General features: G+C 48.4%; 11 protein-coding genes. 3 read left to right on the forward strand and 8 right to left on the reverse strand.

All coding sequences use genetic code 11. The annotated features are described in order from the left end of the window. Positions 1 to 611: 611 nt before the first annotated feature. The 7 genes from FS628_RS27795 to FS628_RS27825 all read right to left on the reverse strand — a co-directional run bounded on the left by FS628_RS27795 (position 612) and on the right by FS628_RS27825 (position 10459). Positions 612 to 1157, reverse strand: coding sequence for a GNAT family N-acetyltransferase (locus tag FS628_RS27795; RefSeq protein WP_145326318.1), 546 nt, complete (start codon positions 1155 to 1157; stop codon positions 612 to 614). A gap of 53 nt (positions 1158 to 1210) precedes the next feature. Next, on the reverse strand, positions 1211 to 2815 hold the full coding sequence (locus FS628_RS27800) for a response regulator (RefSeq protein WP_145326319.1): 1605 nt from the start codon (positions 2813 to 2815) through the stop codon (positions 1211 to 1213). Then, complete coding sequence (locus FS628_RS27805) at positions 2812 to 4668, reverse strand: sensor histidine kinase (protein WP_145326320.1); 1857 nt, start codon at positions 4666 to 4668, stop codon at positions 2812 to 2814. The genes FS628_RS27800 and FS628_RS27805 overlap by 4 nt, the downstream gene beginning before the upstream one ends. Positions 4669 to 4696: 28 nt before the next feature. Beyond that, complete coding sequence (locus FS628_RS27810) at positions 4697 to 5545, reverse strand: carbohydrate ABC transporter permease (RefSeq protein WP_145326321.1); 849 nt, start codon at positions 5543 to 5545, stop codon at positions 4697 to 4699. After that, positions 5542 to 6492, reverse strand: coding sequence for a carbohydrate ABC transporter permease (locus tag FS628_RS27815; RefSeq protein WP_260871225.1), 951 nt, complete (start codon positions 6490 to 6492; stop codon positions 5542 to 5544). Before FS628_RS27815 ends, FS628_RS27810 begins: the two co-directional genes overlap by 4 nt. Before the next feature lie 48 nt (positions 6493 to 6540). Continuing rightward, positions 6541 to 7881, reverse strand: a complete 1341-nt coding sequence (locus FS628_RS27820; protein WP_145326322.1) for an ABC transporter substrate-binding protein — start codon at positions 7879 to 7881, stop codon at positions 6541 to 6543. A gap of 334 nt (positions 7882 to 8215) precedes the next feature. Continuing rightward, entirely contained in the window at positions 8216 to 10459 is a 2244-nt protein-coding gene (locus FS628_RS27825; protein WP_145326410.1) for a glycoside hydrolase family 88/105 protein, read from the reverse strand. A gap of 370 nt (positions 10460 to 10829) precedes the next feature. Between FS628_RS27825 and FS628_RS27830 the strand changes: the two genes are divergently transcribed. Further along, positions 10830 to 11657 carry a methyl-accepting chemotaxis protein gene (locus FS628_RS27830; RefSeq protein WP_145326323.1) on the forward strand — a complete coding sequence of 276 codons (828 nt, stop codon included), beginning with the start codon at positions 10830 to 10832 and terminating at the stop codon, positions 11655 to 11657. A 166-nt stretch (positions 11658 to 11823) separates the two neighbouring features. On the opposite strand, the gene FS628_RS27835 is transcribed toward FS628_RS27830, so the two are convergent. After that, a complete protein-coding gene (locus FS628_RS27835) occupies positions 11824 to 12642 on the reverse strand; it encodes an endonuclease/exonuclease/phosphatase family protein (protein ID WP_145326324.1) in 819 nt (272 codons plus the stop codon). Between the two features lie 283 nt (positions 12643 to 12925). On the opposite strand from FS628_RS27835, the gene FS628_RS27840 reads away from it, so the two are divergent. Both FS628_RS27840 and FS628_RS27845 read left to right on the forward strand, forming a co-directional pair. After that, positions 12926 to 14701: an SWIM zinc finger family protein gene (locus FS628_RS27840; protein WP_186327999.1), complete on the forward strand. Its 1776-nt coding sequence runs from the start codon at positions 12926 to 12928 to the stop codon at positions 14699 to 14701. Positions 14702 to 14706: 5 nt separating this feature from the next. Then, the gene (locus FS628_RS27845) at positions 14707 to 17727 is read left to right on the forward strand and encodes a DEAD/DEAH box helicase (protein ID WP_145326411.1); all 3021 of its coding nucleotides are present in this window, start codon (positions 14707 to 14709) and stop codon (positions 17725 to 17727) included. The last annotated feature ends 240 nt before the right edge of the window (positions 17728 to 17967 follow it).

Consider the following 17967-nt stretch of genomic DNA (forward strand, 5'->3'; position numbering starts at 1 on the left):
AAGCTCATTTTGAATCTGACGAGATTAAAAATCTCATTTGTGCTCCAGTCGATTCAAGCCAAGACTTGTTTCCAACTTTCGCGTTTCATTCTGCAAGCAGAATGTTTACTCACTCGTTGTTCAGTTTTCAAAGATCAAACTTATTTCGTTACCGAGCGTTGTTCCCCTCAGCAACTTTTATATCATAACACTTCCGAACCAACTTAGCAAGCTCTTTTTTTAAGTTTCTTTCGAAGCTTATTTTGTTCTGCCTGCACACTTTGTTTGTCGTGTTTTTTTGGCCGGAAGTAGAATATACCATATGCACAATATGATTACTACTTGTAAAATATCCCATCAATGGCCTTATTGCTTGTTTGATATAATCTCTTTTCAAACTCTTCAATTGACGGCAATATCCTCTTACTATACCCTACATACCCTCGCTAGTCTAATCTGTCTCAATATAGGTTACGAACAGATCCTATCAACATCATTACGTTCTATTATAATAAGAAACACAATACCTTATTGGAGAACAATGCTATCTATTATTTTTGACATATCGAATATAGTAATTGAACTCACTCTTCTGTGAGCATGATAGATTGTAAGCTTTACTTTCTACACGGTCAGTCTTTGAACCTGCCCATCACTATCGTGTCATGATATTGTCCATCCGCGTGTCGCCGATCCTTTTTCAAAACGCCTTCGATTCCGAAGCCACACTTTTGATATAACTCAATTGCTTTTTCATTTGTTGCCAGCACGTTCAACGTCATCTTCTCCACACCACTCTGGTCTGCCCACTCTATAGACTTCTCCAACAAGTTCTTGCCAATCCCATGTCCCCAGAAATCCTTGGCTACACACACACCGAACTCAACCTTATGGCAAAAGCGCTTCAACGCTGTGCCTTCACATCGGGAGTATCCCACTATCTCACCTGCTACTACAGCAACGAGGAATATATTACGCCGCTTCTCGGTATCCGACTGGATGATACGCCGAAACCCGACTGCATCGATGTACGCCTCACCCTTTTCACGATCCATGTTCTCCGTTTCCCCATCCAGTTGTACACGAAGTGAAGACAAGGCTTCAGCATCTTTTTCCTCTGCCGATCTAATCGAGTAAGATACTCCTCTAATGTAATACTCCTGTTGCTCGATAATCATAAGAACCAATCCGCCTATTCCTCTTTATTTAACTTAATATACTCTCTATTGCTCTAACCTACCTCAGACGGACTCTTGCCCGTAAGCATCTTGAACACCTGACTGAAATACGTGGCATTACGAAACCCCGTCATCTCACTTACCTCGTATACCATGTAATGTCCTGACTGCAACAGTTCCAACGCTCTCTGAATCCGGTACCCGTTCAAATAACTGACGAAATTCTCTCCAGTCACCCTTTTGAACAGTTGACTCAGATACTTTGGATGCACGAATAGCCCCTTGGCGATCGCTTCAAAACTAATCTCTTCGGCGTAATGCAGCTCCACATACTGTTTCACCTGCTCTATCAGTTTATTGCTTTTCTTCTCGCCCATCTCTTTGCGTATCTGTTCCAGCCAGTTGCAGATAATACGGTCCATCCAGTTTACCAAATCATGCAATGCATATTTCGATTGAATTTCACGCAAAAAATCACTCATCGCAAGCGGCGGCGTTAACATCGGATGAAGTCGATTCCAACTATGAATCAAGGTGTCAAACAGACTGACGGCTACAACCTGTATATCCTGTATCCCAACACAGTTTCCCTCTTTCAGTAAAAGGCGAATATGATGCCACACCTCTTCCGCCTGATCGGGTCTGATATCTGCCCATGCCTCATTCCATTGGCGAAGCAATAATGAATAATCAGTCGCACTTGGCCCCGTATCCGCTGACGCTTCATAACGGTAGATGCGACTTCCACCCTGAAACTCTGCTGTTTCTACCGCTTCCCTGCTCTCCAGATAAGAGTCTATCACCTCGCATGGATGACTTTTGGATCTTCCTATTCCAGCACTTACTTCGATTTTCAGATACGTAAAGATCTGATCGATCATCCTCTCCACAAGTGGCAGGATTTCCTCCAAATGATCTCTATCTCCTAATAGAAGCAACACAAATACCTGATCCGAATAATCAACAATCTCTACCTGCCCATCCGCCATGTGCTCGGATTGCTCCTTTACCGTCTCCTGAATAATATCGGCTGCCCCATAGCGGAGAAGCTGCCAGTCCCGCTCTTTCATCCGTGTCAGAAATACGGGGCGATTCAATTGCAGACTAATGGCTCGTGCCTGTGAGGACATATGAATGCCTATATACTCCATGCGTTCTTTAGGCAGCTCCTCAGCTCGATATCGCGTAGTCAGCAATTCGTGAAGAAATTGTTTGCGTAAATAGGGAAGTACCCGTCCAACCTCCTGCTTGTACGTCCGCTCCAGCCGCTCATGCCGCTCTCGTACATCTTGTTCTAATAAAACCTCACGCAACACAGACTCAATCTCCTCGACCTCTGCTGGCTTCAGCAAAAAGTGATTCACACCCCAACGCATGGCTGCCCGGGCGTTCTCGAATTCGTCATATCCACTAAGGATGATAATCGGCAGATGGGGATGATCACGCCGCAGCGCCTGTGTAATCTCAAGCCCGGTCATCCCCGGTAGATAGACGTCGGTCATGACGAGATCTGGATGCATCCGGTGGAACAACTCCAGCGCATCCAAGCCATTGGAAGCTGTACCTGCAATGCTTAGGCCCAGTGAAGGCCAATCGATATGTTCGGTTAGAGCCTTAACAATATGCGGATCGTCATCTACAAGCATAATGGTCTTCATCCTTTTTCACCGTCCAGCCACAGATTTAATTGCTCGTCGGTCTCTATACGCGGCAGCGTAATGGTCACTTCCACGCCACCCGACTCTGCATCGCTCAGTTGAACGCCATATCTCTTCCCGCAATACAGTTGAATGCGCTGATGTACATTCCGTACCCCGATACCACACGTATCTTCCAGCTCCCAGCCTTCCGGTAAACCTTGCCCATTATCCGTGATACGAATAACGATATCTAGGTGAGAGCCTTCTGCTGCTTCGTGCATGTGCACCTGAATTCGAAGTGTGCCTTCTTCGGGATGCCCGTGCATAACGGCATTTTCGATAAAGGGCTGCAAAATGATCTTGGGAATGTAACAACCGCGAATACGCGGATCAATATGTTCCTGATATTGAATAGAGAAGGGTAGACGCTCTGACTGAATGCTGACGTAGCAACGTGCATGCTCCAACTCATCCCGCAACCGAATAAATAATTTCCCCCCACTCAGTCCGATCCGTAACAGCTTACTGAGTTGTACAATCATGCGACTGATGTCTTTGGCTTCGTAATCGAGTGCACGCCAGTGGATCATGTCGAGGGTGTTGTATAGAAAATGGGGTTTGATCTGAGCCTCAAGCAAGCCCGTCTGGGCTTCCCGCTTGGCACGGCTCTCATCCTTCACCTGTTCCATCAGCGTCGTGAGTTGTGAAGCCATGTGATTGAAGCCATAAGCCAAGTGGGCGTATTCCTCTGTGAAAGACAACTGAACCCGGGTATTGAAATCCCCTTTCTCCAGTTGTCTCATCCGCTTGATCAATTGGCGTAGAGGACGAATAATCCGCCGCACGAAGAGATACGCGAGTACTGCCGAGCACAACAACCCCAGCACCGCAATGCCGAGGATCTGCCATCCTGCTTGCCTGACTGGAGATAAAAGCATATGAACCGGGATCGTCTGCACCAGACGCCACTGAAGCATGGCCGGTCTGGAATATAGCACAAGCTGTGAACCACCGGACTGACCGGAGACCACTTCGAATCCGTCTTCTCCACGCTGGACGTGTTCCTGAATCCAGGCACTATCTACTATAGAAGAAGAAGAATCTCCATCTCCACCACTTGTATTAGAGTCATCTGGCCACTTAGACCCCTCAACGGGATTAGATTCCCCCATCTGCATGACGACTTTGCCAGCCGTATCTACCAGCAGCACCTTTCCATCCAATACCATGGGCATATCCGCAAACCTGCGTACAATGTCAGCACGACTCAGTCGAATGAGCACATAGGCAACCGTACCCCCTCGGCTGTCAAAGATTCGCTGGGCGTACCCAATTAATGATTGACCAGATTCATTCTCGCGCAAAGGTACCCATGCTGCATCTGCCTGCTCCAGTGCATCGAACCAGGAATCACCTGATATTGTGTCTACCGGGAAGATGCGATCAGGCATGGTAACAGCTACACCGTTAAATGCATCCGTGTACAACTCTATAGAAGTAATGCCTTCACTGACGACCAGCGTATGATCCAATATGCGGGATACTTCCCGCCGTTGATGAATCTGCGAAAGTCTTCCTGTCTCCATCGTTTCGAGCAAGCTGGACAGTTCCCGATTGCTTGCCAAAGCGTAGGCATTGCCCGTTACACTTGTGATGAAGTCAAATCCCCGTCGTGTACTCTCGTTCAGAAGAGCCAGGCGTGCTTTGCTAATCTCGGCAAAGGTGACTGCTGAGAAAGACTGATATGCCAGCCAGACCACAATCGAGACGAGCAGGAGGTTAAACGCAATAAAGCAAGTCACCATCAATGTGGAGAGCTTGCTTTGTTGCAGCTTTTGATTAATAAATGAAGACCATCTTCCTTTCCGCATGCGAAAATCAACTCGTTTCGTCTTGGAATTACCCTTTGAGTCCAGAGGTTGCGATTCCTTCCACGAAGTACTTTTGACACACGATAAATACGATAAAACATGGCACCAGCGACAATACCGACATCGCAAACATTGGACCCCAATCGGATTGAGAGCTGGAATCAAGGAACAAACGCAGACCTAACGGCACTGTATATTTACTCACGTCGCTCAGGTAGATCAACTGACTGAAGAAGTCGTCCCATGTCCACAAGAACGTGAAAATCATCGTGGTGACCAATGCTGGGAAAGCCAGTGGAATGATGATTTTGGTGTATATTTTCACAGGACCGCATCCATCGATGGTGGCCGCCTCATCCAACTCTTTAGGCAATCCCCGGAAGAACTGCACCATAAGAAAAATGAAGAATGCGTCAGTCGCCAGCCATTTTGGCACGACGAGAGGCAGATACGTATTCACCCACTCCAGGTGGTTGAAAAGGATATACTGCGGGATCAGCGTCACATGATGTGGCAGCATGATCGTCATGAGCATCAGGCCGAAGCAGATGGCTTTGAGACGAAAATTCAGTCGGGCGAAGGCATACGCCGCCATAGAGCAGGAAATCACATTGCCCAGCACGGCGCCAAGCGATAGAACGACAGAGTTAGTTAGGAACCGGGAGAACGGATTACCCTGAATTCCCGACCAGCCATTCATGTAATTTTGCCAATTCCATTCCTGCGGCCAGAACCAGGTCTCTGTAAAGATCATATGTCCCGGTTTGAACGAGCTACCCAGCATCCAGAGAATCGGATAGAGCATGACAAAGGCGATGCCAGAGATCAGCACATGTTTGCCGACGACCCATGCTGTGGAGTTCCGTTGTCCAATCATGATTTCCCACCATCCTCATAGTGCACCCACAGCTTGCTGCTGCGGAATACGAGCAATGTAAATACGCCAATCAGGATCACCAGCACCCAGGCCATCGCGGAAGCATAGCCCATCTGAAAGAATGAGAATCCTTTTTTGTACAGATACAGAGAGTACATTAAGGTTGAGTTCACTGGCCCTCCGCTACCATTACTGATGACGAAGGCCTGCGTGAACGATTGAAAGGACGTAATCAGCTGCATGACGAGATTGAAGAAGATGACGGGTGACAGAATCGGCAACGTTATATAGAAGAATCTCCGCAGAGGACCTGCACCATCTACCGCTGAGGCTTCATCATACTCGGGTGGAATCTGCTTCAGGCCTGCCAGGAAAATAATCATCGACGATCCGAACTGCCACACGGATAACAGTACGATGGAGTACAGGGCATACTTCGGATTCGCAACCCAATCGGGAGCTTTAATGCCTACCATGGCAAGAACACTATTGAGTAGCCCATCCCCACCCAGCATCTTACGCCACAACATCGCAATCGCCACGCTACCCCCAAGCAATGTCGGGATGTAGTACACCGTCCGGTAAATACCGAGCCCTCGAATCCCTTTGTTGAGCAGCATCGCTACAAGCAGTGCGAAGATCAATTTGACCGGTACGGATACAGCGACATACGTGAATGTGACTTTGAGCGACTGGGTAAACAGTTTATCCGATGTAAACATCGTCGTGTAGTTATCCAGACCGACCCAGGAAGGGGCGGCAAGGATACTGTAATCGGTGAACGAAATGTACAAGGATACCAACATGGGACCCAGGGTTAGAAATAATAATCCGACAAGCCATGGGGCAAGGAACAGAAGCGCTGCTCCATTGTGGGCATATCTCCGTTTCACCCGCCGGCTAGCCACACGCTCGATTCGGGCTTGACTGACCTGTGATGTCGTCATCTTCGCAACCTCCCCGCAGAATTAGAAGTCTGGAACGGTTTCAATGGTTTATTGACTCGATCCAAGCGCAGCCTTCGCTTCTTCAATAAACTGTGCAATCACATCCGGTGTTTTGCCTTGACCGAAGGCGATCTGCTCGCTTGCGCTCTTGAAACTCGTGTCCACTTCAGCAAACCCTTGCGGGTATGGCGGGTCAATCTCGCTGGAATGCTTCGATACAGTATCGATAAATTGGAAAATAGTTTGCTCCGCTTCCGGCAGCGTAGGCTGCATCTGTTCACGAATGCTGGAATTGACCGGCACCCCACGTTCAGAACCGAGAATGGCAGTTGCTTCCGGATCATTCACCATGAAATCGATGAACATGGCCACTTCTTTGGGATGTTTTGTTTTGCCATAACCGGATAAGAATTGACCTGGCTTCAGGTATTCGCCAATTTGCTGCTCGTTAACACCATGCGGAAGCACTTGTATGCCAAGCTTATGATCCTGGTTTTTGTTCACCTGCTGGAATGTCAGCAATTGATTAGACCACGCAAAATCCATGGCAGCTGTTCCAAGTGAGATCGGACGTGTCTCCAGTGCGTTGGTTGTGGATGCCGTTATCTCCGCTGTGGTGACTCCACCATTCTCACGAAGTGCACCCCACATATCGAACCATTGTTGAAGCTCCTCGCTGGTAGCGGTCATCGTGCCACCATCAAACAATCCTTTCCCGGATTGCCGAATAAACACTTCAAACATGTTCGTTGTACCGGAAATGTCTGCCGATCCATAGAACCCCTCACCTTTGGCTGCGGCGATCTTGGTCGCAATATCCCCAAAATCCTTCCATGTCCAGCTCTCTTGTGGTTCTTCGATACCTAATTCCTGAAATACGGTGGCGTCATAGATGACACCTGGTGCGTTAACTCCGAGGGTAATTGCATATAATTTATCGTCAATCGAACCGGCTGTAATCATGCTCTGATCATGATCCTCTGTTCGCAGCTCTTTGCTCTCTGCAAACGGGGTCAGATCAAGCAAGGCCCCACGCCGGGCAAAGTCAGTCAGAAAGGCGTAATCCATCTGGATGATATCCGGTGCATTCGAACCGGCTACCTGTGTAGTCAACTTGTCAAAGTAACCGTCCCAACCGGAATATTCAGGCTTAATGGTGATTCCCTGATGTTTCTCTTCAAACAATTGGATCACTTTGGTCGTCAGATCATGTCTAGTCTGTGATCCCCACCAGGTCATGCGCAGTTCAACCTTACCTGATGAATCTCCTTCACTTCCACTTGCTTCTCCAGAAGAAGATGATGTATCGGTGGCCCCTCCAGAACAGGCTGTAGCGAACAATAACAGGGACAGGCAGAACAGGGTTACCCACTTTTTTGTAATCATCATAAATGAATTTCCTCCCCTTCTTGCATTTATGGAATCGCTTACAAAACCTATTGTATCGGTCCATTGCTGCACATGACATAAAGAAAAGTAAGCTTTCCTGTCAAAAAAGTAAGGAGTTACAGGAATCAAAAACCACCAGGAATGATATTCCCGGCGGTTCCGTTCCCGTATCGGTATGATTACGGGTATACATGCATGATACGTTGAGAAGAAGATAGCGGGTTGATATGGAACGAAAGTATGAACATCAAATCACGGCATTTCTTTTAATGGACCATTAGAATGTCCGAAAAGCTCGATGTTCAGCCGTAATGATGTGTTTCCTGTGGATCAGTCAGGAGTGTGTGGCGGCAGGTGAAGACACCTTGTGATCAGCCAAATGATTCTTCATTTTTGCAACCTCAGTTCCTGCCAACATCATAATGCCTATTCCGTGATTGTCATTGGTGACGGTACGCAAGTCCTGATCGTAATACTCTGCCGTAAACGCATATCTCGAACCGCTGCACACACCATGCACATTCCCTTGACGATCAATCGCTTTGCAGATGAGTCCCTTCCATGCCCGCTGGGCAGCTGCGACATAAACTTCAGGGTCTTTGAACCAGCCAAAACGCACACCACGTGCAAATCCATAGGCAAACATGGCTGTACATGAGGCTTCTTCATATGTCTGGGAGTCATTCAACACCTGATGCCATAACCCGCTTTCCCCTTGAAGTGCTGCGTACCCTTCACACAGCTCATTGAAGAAATCTATTAAGGCTGGGCGCTCAGGATGCTCTGCTGGCAAAGCTTCCAATACCTCCGTCAAGGAAAACAGTGTCCAGCCGTTCCCCCGTCCCCATGGAATCTGCGTTGCCTGTCCGTATTTGAAATCATATACGTGAGACATAATCTTGAACTCAGGCATGAACAGATATTTCCGATACAATAAAAACTGTCTGGCGGCTTCATCCAGTGCGGATGAGCTTCCCGTCACACGGGCATAACGAACGAGAAACGGCGTGCTCATATAGAGGTCATCTGCCCACATGGTATTCTCGGCATACTCCCCTACGCATGTGCGATAAAACGCACCATCCTCCTGTCGTTCCAAACGGGAAAGCATGAAATCCGCAATCCGCTCAGCAATGGGAAGAAACGTTGGTTCATGGCACTCGGAGTACGCTTCTAGCATGGCTGAACCAAAAGAACCGCAGTTATCCAGCATTTTTAGCATGACCAGTTGTTGATTGACTGCAGGGAAACCATATTGCTCCCGATCCCATAAAGAGTACTCATACATCTGAGTACATGCCTGCACATGCTCAGCCGCATAACGCGTAATGTCCGGTCTTTGCAGATAACGCCCCGTCCGTAATAGACCATATACAGTGACACCCAATGGATAATCCCAGCGGCCATAATTGGTCACACTGCCCACTGTCCATTTGTTGCTTAACATGGCGTTTTCATAATAGGGTCTGATCCGGGCATCCGGTCGATCCAAGCGCCAATATGTCTGTTCTAGTCCTGTTTGGTACACTCGGTCCGTTCGGGTCAGATCCTGCAAATCCGGTTCAACCCCCGACTCAAAAGGCCCAACATATAACCAAGACTCTCCAGTAGCACCGTGCACACGCTGAGGAAGTTCCAGTGAAAGCGGCTTGCCCGAAACGGTTGCATTCATATTAAAATGCCATGGTTCAGCCTTATCGTTGCATTCACTTCGGACAATCAGGTCACTCCGTCCAAAGGAGACTGGTATATCCACTTCGAACGTACCCGCTTCCTTCACCTGTGCCACAGGCTTGCCGCTAATCCATATACTTAGAGAACCAGAAGATTGACCTGACAATCGCACTGGACTCCCGGTTGAATCGATGTTGTTCAGATGGGTCCAAGCATAAGCATGCCGACCTGGAAGATGCCCATATATTCGTTCAAGGGCTGGTTTGGAATCATCCTGATCAGACCAGCCTGTCTCAGGCAGCCACTTTAAACTGTAATCTGCTTCTTGTCCAAGCAGGTCCGGTTGCTTACTTGCGGCCCGGTCCGGTTGGGAGAATATCCACCCTGCTTGTCCTTGTCTCTCCTGAAACGGAGCAAGGATGTTCAAAATGCGCACTTTACCTTCATCTGATCCGAACTGGCAACCGAAGCCGGCAGGCGTGTTTTTCATTTCCAGCCAAATAGTGTTCCAACCAGGCTTGATGTCGATGCTGAGCTTCACCGTGGCATCTGGACTAATCTCATCCATTACCGTAGAGCGATAGACCATCTGCTCATTGAAGTAGAAACGAACAGGTCCATAACAGCGGACCAGTACATCCAGATTTCGGTCCTCATCCCCCCAGACCAGTGCAGCTGCGTAAGATATATGGTCTTTAGGTGCATCAGGAAAGCGTTTACCTAAATTCAGATCATAAAGCCCTTTTTCATTTTGCAAAATACCAGACTTCTGAAATACCCGATATACAAAATCAGCCTGTGCATTGGCTCCAATATACCTCTCGGCCAGTACCTTCAGTACCTGATCCTGATCTTCTCCAAATCGGTAATACATGCTCTGCGGTTCACTGAAATAGGTCGTCATCGATGGCACACATCCCTCTCCCGTTGAAATAAAGTCTTATATCATTGCATTCATACCATCCACACTGGAGCACCAAACTGATATGCAGCAATCTAGTATAGCGCTTAACCCGGGTGGATAATCCCCTTACCGGGAAATAGGTATGTCCCTTGGTTATCTTCTGAATAGCCGAATAATAATCCCAGTATAACTGACATGTTCGGTGGTGGCTACAGATTTTTGATTACGCTTACAACTATATTGGATTTAGTCGCCTTGTCTTTCTAAGTTAACTTAAATTTAAACAATGGTTTAAAAACAAGAAAACGTTACCGATATAAATACTAGATTGAAAAATTCCACTTTTTGTATCGGGAAGGAAAGATGCACATTGAATACTCTTGAATCTCTGGTAAATGCTATGCCTTTTGTTAGCCAAATGTTCCGTGACGACATATCCATATCCATTAATGATCATGAGAAAGTATTGTATTTTTCCGAGGCAAAAAGTCTGGAGATTGGCGTGAAGGTTGGGGATGAGCTGCATGATGATTATAAACATTTCAAAATGCTGACTAACAGAGATTCCCGTACCGTGGCACGCATGCCTGGTGATTTGCAGGGCAGACCCTTTGATGCCATTCTAATCCCTATTAAAGAAAACGATCAGGTCGTTGGTATATTGGGTGTAAACTACGCGCTGGATAGCCATATGACCCTCGAAAATCTGATTCGTGAAAATGAAACAACCATTAATGCTCTCGTTGGTGGCATTCAGCAGATTGCTGCACATTCCGAAGAACTCTCCGCGACATCGGAAGAGATTCTGCGCAATTCCAAAAAAGCTTCCGAGAACTCGGTCAGTGTAAGTAAAGTAACGAACGTCATCCGTGAAGTATCCGAACAAACCAATCTGCTTGGACTCAACGCCATGATTGAGGCAGCCCGTGTTGGTGATCAGGGGGCCGGCTTCGGCGTGGTGGCCAGTGAAGTGCGTAAGCTGTCGGATCATACGAAACAAGCAGCGGCTGATATTGAATCATCACTCGGCAGTGTACAAGAATCCATGAAACATATGGAGCAGGAGATCGGTCAGATTACAACCGCAACGGTGGATCAGGCCAAGCTCGTTACCGAATTCATGGAAAGTATTGAACAGCTTAGCGAGACAAGTGCGAATCTGAAAAAGTTTGTACATCAGATGCTGGCACTCGAGTAGTACTAGTATTAGCGCCATTACACAACAAAAAGAACAAACAATATGATATGTACATAGTAAATTATTTTGAATGGAAAAAGCCTCCCGCTACACTTCCCTTTACAGGAAGTCAGCGGAGGCTTTGTTTCGTATTTGCGGTGATATCACCTTTATAGTCGAATGGCTGTTATATTTCTACAGCGACGCCAAAATGGTCGGACACGACCGGCCCGTTTTTACCGTTCAGGACCACGGTGGAAGACTTGGCCTGGATTGGACGATTGGAGAAAATATAATCGATCCGCAAATCGCGTTTATTGTCTGCCCAGCCGGCAATGGCCTTCACCACGGTTGCTCCATCATCCTTTTGCAATGCTGTGGTATACAGATCGTTCCAGCCTTTGCTCATCATATAATCATAGCCTTCATTACGTACTTCAGCCACATTATTGAAGTCACCCATCATATATAACGGCTGATCCATGTAGGGTGCAAGCTTGCTCTCCGTCATCTCCCATTGTCCCTTGAACGGTTCCTGCGCATCATCCCACCAGTTGTAGTGTCCATTTACAAACCAGGTTGCTTCACCTTGAACGACCGTCTCGATTCCCACAATCTTGCGTGTACGGTAATTGTTATAATCCCTCATGTGAGACACGTATTCTCCAAAAGCCTGCTTAATCGGCGTCCGGCTAAGGATCGCCAGTCCTTCGTCGTACTTTTGGAACCCGACATGAGCGGGAATCCACGTCCAGTAATATTGCTCTGTTAGCTGTTGGAGCAGGACATAGGCATAGTTATCTTTTTTAATCACAGCATCCGATTCAGTAGCATAATACATCCTCAGTTCTTCTTCAGAAAGCGCGGCTTCCTGCATCGATTGGTTGACCTCCTGCATGGAGATCACATCGAATTGATGTGTATTAATAAAATCAGCCAGCTGACTGATCTTGTTCAGTTGATCCTCTTCCGCCCAGGCGTGTGTGTTTAACGTAAGTATTTTCATATGCTCTCTCCTGTTGTTTGTAGTATGGCCGTTTCTACGGCCTGCATCGTTCCTGATAGGAATACATACTATAAGCATACACAATATGGTGCATTCTTGCATGTCGGCCGCCAGCAGAACCGCCGTGTTCATCCTGGTTCATGTTGGTCTAAAATAACTTCAAATTCTTCATAACCCATGCACGAATTGACTCATAACTGATATGATGGATACATCAAATTCACACCATGACGTCATAGACGTCGTGATTACCGAACCTATGTTTACCCCAGGAGATGGAATGATGAACATACCCAATAACATGAGAATGGATGATGCGCAGTGGCAACAATTGATTCGGGAAGTTGCAGAGCATTTTAACAACCTGACGATTATGCGCGGATTCCAATATTATAAACAGAAACGTGTCGGACCATTAACTTATTCCGAACAAAAAGGGATTTCGGCCGTTGTACAAGGATCGGAAGAGTACGAGGTCACACTAAGCATGCAATCCCTGTCTACCAGTTATTGTACCTGCCCGGTGAGTTCCCTTTGCAAACATATGACCGCTGTTTTGATGAGTTATGCCGAGCAACTGGAGCGACCTGTGCATGCCATTGTGAATGCACACTCCAGTACTGCACTCAAACAAACGACCAAACCTGTCGGGGCCATGTCCGCGGGACTATCCAGCTACGCAGATGCCGATGAACAGCAGGATATGGATATTCCAGACAACCAATACAGCCAGATCAAGGAGCGTGCAACAGAACTTGCCGATCTCGAAATCTCGGAATGGCACGAACTATTCCACTCCTGTCTGAGGCGGCTGGGTACTGGCACAGCAAGCACATCCTACGTACAGGAAGCAACGGACGAGCTATATGCCATTAAACCAAGGCTGTCCGCTGCAATGGACCAACTTTTTGAACTGCATGTACAGCTGTACCTCATACGATTCTGCGTGCCTCCAGCTCGTAACTCCATCACGCATGCCCCCGTGTACTTGAGCTACCCTGCCCAGCTCGCGGTGGATGCACTTCAGAAAGACATTGAACGGATCTTTAACCATCCGCTAGACCTGTCAGGTCTAAAGGGAAACAAGCTTGAGCAACATTGGAACAGACTGGCCGAAACCTCGGCTTATTTACGTAAACAGATGATGTCGGAGACAGCCAGCATGATGTTCTTCACTCCGATCTATCGACAACTGTGGTTGAACTGGATTGTGCCTGAGCTTCAAGAGTCTCAGGACATGCTGAACTCGGAACAGGCCATATTAAATGATATAGAGCGCGGTATAATCGCCGCTTCTGCACCTTCCCAGTCAGGCGAAAGTGTCTTGGGTGGCGCTCAAAGTAATGGAAGTAGTAGTGAGAGATCGAGCAAAGCCGTAACGCTGCCCCTGCCGCTGGTACTCGCGCAAAGCTGGATGCACTTCCATCTGGGGCAGGATGATCAGGCGTGGCAACGACTCGTCCATGGAAGCTCAGCCTATGGCATCCCACCAGAACATCTGCTGCATTTTCTCCATGTACTCGCAGATTCGGCTGAATGGAAGCGGCTTGGGGATTGGTTGGTACAACTTGGCCCCCTTCTGGCGAATCGGCGCAACACACCTTTGAATGATTACATGCATCTGTGGGATTCGGCCATCCAACATCTGCCCGATGCAGAGAACCGCATGTGGGACACGCTTGTCAGTATGCTTCCCCACTCCCGCCCCGCCTACGAGGATGCCATGCATTCGCGTGGACAGTGGCGCAGGTGGATTGATTTTCAGCTGAGTACGGGAACGGAACCTCTCGAATTCCGCGTAGCGATGCTGCAACCGATCGAAAAAGATGCACCTGAGCTGCTGCTCCCCTTCTATCATCAGGCAGTGGAGCGATATATCGGACACAAAAACAGGGACGGATACAAAGCAGCCGTGAAGCTGCTGAAACGTCTGTCCAAAATCTATAAGAAATTGAAGCAAGAAGCGCACTGGGAGCAATTTATCACCACACTCGCTGTTCGTAACAGTCGGCTGCGCGCCCTGCAGGAAGAGCTTCGGAAAGGTAAACTGATCTCATGAGCTTAATTCATCCTTACACTGAAACGATTGAGGTTCACGTCGCTTTAACCGGATATGGCGATGCTTTGTTTTACGGAGCACTCAACACGCATCACTTTGTATCCGGACAGTCACTTAAGCAGCGATTGTTCGCTTGGCATGTGCCTTCCTTCTACGGCACCGAACTGGAAGTTCGGCAGATTGAAGAGATTGAGCTGGTTGTTCTGCCAGCGGAAGAAGTGATTCCCTTCTTTGCAGAGATGCATACCCTGCTTCATATTGAATGGAAATGGGATGAGCAGGCTGAACATCTGATTCGACTAGCTCCAGCACTGGCATCCTCCATCGAGAAACGAAAATACGTACCCAGCTTTGAAGCCTACCGTGCAGGACAGCTTCAGTGGACTTGGGACCCGGACAGTTTGAAGAAGCAGGATCGAGCTTCTCTCACCAAAGCGTTTCAACAAACGGATGAGAGCTATGCCGAAGGACTTGGGGCGGCCTACTCCGCCTTCGTATTCCAGCGCTGGTACAGTTCGGAAGAAGCTGCGACGGATCTGCGGCGTGAATTTCCGCAGTTGTTCCCAGAGCGCGGCTCTCTCCCTAAGACAGCCGGAATGGACGCCCAGTCCTGGCTCGTATCCATTGGTTGGAAGGCAGATGCAGCACCCTTCAGACCCATGTTGCAATTGCAGGAGCCAGACGATGATGAGCCATCTTGGCGACTGCGATTGGTATTGCAGAACAAGCTGGATGCCGCCGTATTGGTACCCGTCATGCTGGATTCGCGCGGCAGGCTTGAAGGAGAATGGCCCGAGGTATGGACACCGTTCATTCTGGATCGCTCCGCCGGGTGGCTGGATCAACTGCGCGCACATCTGCCGCGTCTTGGAAGCTCCATTAGCGGCAGGCGGGATGTGCTGAGTGATCCTTTGGAAGATCAGGAAGCCTGGCAGTTCCTGACGCAGGATAGCGGCAGGTTGCTCGCAGCGGGCTGGCAAGTTCTGCTCCCTGGTTGGTGGGAAGCAGCCCGTAAGAAGAAACCAAAGCTTCGCGCCAAGGTGCAGCCGGAGGAAGGCAGTGAGCGGGGACAGTCGTTCTTTGGACTGGACTCGATTATTCATTTTGACTGGCGCATTGCTATCGGTGACACGGACCTCAGTGAAGATGAATTCGCTGATCTGGTTGCCCGCAATGAACGACTGGTGCGCTTCCGCGGAGAATGGGTCCCGCTCGACCCCGATCTGCTGGAACAGATTCGTCGGGCCATGGGCGGTGTAGATCGGGAACAGGGACTCTCGTTCCAGGATATTCTGCACCTGCATCTGCTGCATAATGAACAGCGCGAATATCGCAATCAGAAATGGAAGGAAGGACAACAAACCGAGGAAGAGCAACAACCACAGAATGACCAGAACATTCGGCTTGAAGTAGAGCTGAATGAGCACCTGAATCGGGTTATCGCACAACTCGGGGGCGGACAAGGCGGCGCGCCTTCCCTGCCCATTCCGACAGGACTTCATGCCGAGCTGCGATCGTATCAGAAGGAAGGTTTTGCATGGCTTGGTTTCTTGCGCAGATTCGGGCTTGGGGCATGTCTTGCCGATGATATGGGGCTTGGGAAAACCATTCAATTCATCACGTATCTGTTACACATCAAGGATCATGAACCACGTAAGCCGGGACAAGCCCCGGTACTTCTGATCTGCCCGACTTCCGTACTGGGCAACTGGCAAAAGGAAATTAGCCGCTTCGCCCCCTCCATTAATGTCAGTCTGCATTACGGGGCACGCCGATTAAGTGGAGAAGAATTCCGGGAGCAGACCGAGCAGGTGGATATTATTATCACGTCCTTTGCTACAGCTACACTGGATCAGGAGATGTTACAAACCTATACCTGGGCATGCATCTGTCTCGATGAAGCACAGAATATCAAAAACGCCCAGACCAAACAGTCCCTGGCTGTTCGCAGTTTTCCGGCGAAACACCGCATCGCCATGACGGGTACGCCGATCGAGAATCGGTTGTCCGAGCTGTGGTCAATCTATGATTTTATCAATCCAGGATATCTGGGCAACGCCCGGGCATTCCAGACTCGCTTCATCAGTGCTATTGAAAAAGACAAAGATGAGCAGCGGATGCAGGATCTGCAGCAATTGGTGAAACCATTTATGCTGCGCCGGAAGAAAAAAGATCCGAATATCCAACTCGATCTACCGGACAAAAACGAGATGAAAACCTACATTCACCTTACGGGTGAACAAAGTGCATTGTATGACCAGTCCGTGCAGGCCTTGATGGATAAAATGAAAGAGCTGGAAGGCATCAAGCGCAAAGGTGCGATTCTATCGGCGTTAACCCAGCTTAAACAGTTGTGTGATCACCCACTTCTGCTGACGAAAGAGGCTTTGCCGGAGGAACTACCCGAAGACGGCGCACTGACATCCTCTTATGACGTGTATAGCCCGCAGGATATGGCGATGCTGATCAGCCGCTCTGCGAAGCTGGAACGACTGATGGAGCTTGTCCGCGAATTGCGGGACGAGGGCGAACGATGCCTGATTTTCACCCAATATATCGGTATGGGACAGATGCTGCAGCAGGTACTGCGTCAGGAGTTACAGGAGCCTGTATTGTACCTGCACGGGGGTACGTCCAAAACGGCGCGAGATCGCATGATTGAGGAATTCCAATCCCGTACACTGCCTGAGGACAAGCAACCATCCGTCTTCATCCTGTCCATCAAGGCAGGCGGTGTGGGATTGAATCTGACCGCAGCCAATCATGTCTTCCATTTTGACCGCTGGTGGAACCCTGCTGTTGAGAATCAAGCCACCGACCGGGCTTACCGAATGGGCCAAACCAAAGATGTTCAGGTGCATAAATTCATCTCTCTTGGCACATTGGAGGAGCGTATCGACGAGATGTTGGAGAGCAAACAGCAGCTTAGTGATAACATCATCACAAGCTCCGAAAACTGGATTACCGAATTGTCGACAGACGAGTTGAAGGATCTGTTCACTCGGCGTCGTGACTGGTCTGGGTGACTTGGAATGAAGAATGCAGTATAAAGACTGGTACCATACCCGGATTAGATAAGATATAAAATATAAAAAGAGAACTACAAAAAAGAGCGAAGTTTCGGAATTTGAATTCCGGCTTCGCTCTTTTTGTGTTGTTGCAGTTAATCATTCGTTCTTAACGCATGTTACCGATGATGGATGATCTTGAATCCTGCATTTTTTTGATAAAGTTCGTCATGACATCAAATGCTTCATTGCGCTTGT

This window comes from Paenibacillus xylanexedens, assembly GCF_007676705.1.
Classification (GTDB): Bacteria; Bacillota; Bacilli; order Paenibacillales; family Paenibacillaceae; genus Paenibacillus; species Paenibacillus xylanexedens_C.

What these genes read in the sequence shown, in the direction of transcription:
- FS628_RS27795 (WP_145326318.1), bottom strand. Translation starts at nt 1,157, where the DNA reads ATGATTATCGAGCAACAGGAGTATTACATTAGAGGAGTATCTTACTCG.
- FS628_RS27800 (WP_145326319.1), bottom strand. Translation starts at nt 2,815, where the DNA reads ATGAAGACCATTATGCTTGTAGATGACGATCCGCATATTGTTAAGGCT.
- FS628_RS27805 (WP_145326320.1), bottom strand. Translation starts at nt 4,668, where the DNA reads ATGCGGAAAGGAAGATGGTCTTCATTTATTAATCAAAAGCTGCAACAA.
- FS628_RS27810 (WP_145326321.1), bottom strand. Translation starts at nt 5,545, where the DNA reads ATGATTGGACAACGGAACTCCACAGCATGGGTCGTCGGCAAACATGTG.
- FS628_RS27815 (WP_260871225.1), bottom strand. Translation starts at nt 6,492, where the DNA reads ATGACGACATCACAGGTCAGTCAAGCCCGAATCGAGCGTGTGGCTAGC.
- FS628_RS27820 (WP_145326322.1), bottom strand. Translation starts at nt 7,881, where the DNA reads ATGATGATTACAAAAAAGTGGGTAACCCTGTTCTGCCTGTCCCTGTTA.
- FS628_RS27825 (WP_145326410.1), bottom strand. Translation starts at nt 10,459, where the DNA reads ATGACGACCTATTTCAGTGAACCGCAGAGCATGTATTACCGATTTGGA.
- FS628_RS27835 (WP_145326324.1), bottom strand. Translation starts at nt 12,642, where the DNA reads ATGAAAATACTTACGTTAAACACACACGCCTGGGCGGAAGAGGATCAA.
- FS628_RS27840 (WP_186327999.1), top strand. Translation starts at nt 12,926, where the DNA reads ATGAACATACCCAATAACATGAGAATGGATGATGCGCAGTGGCAACAA.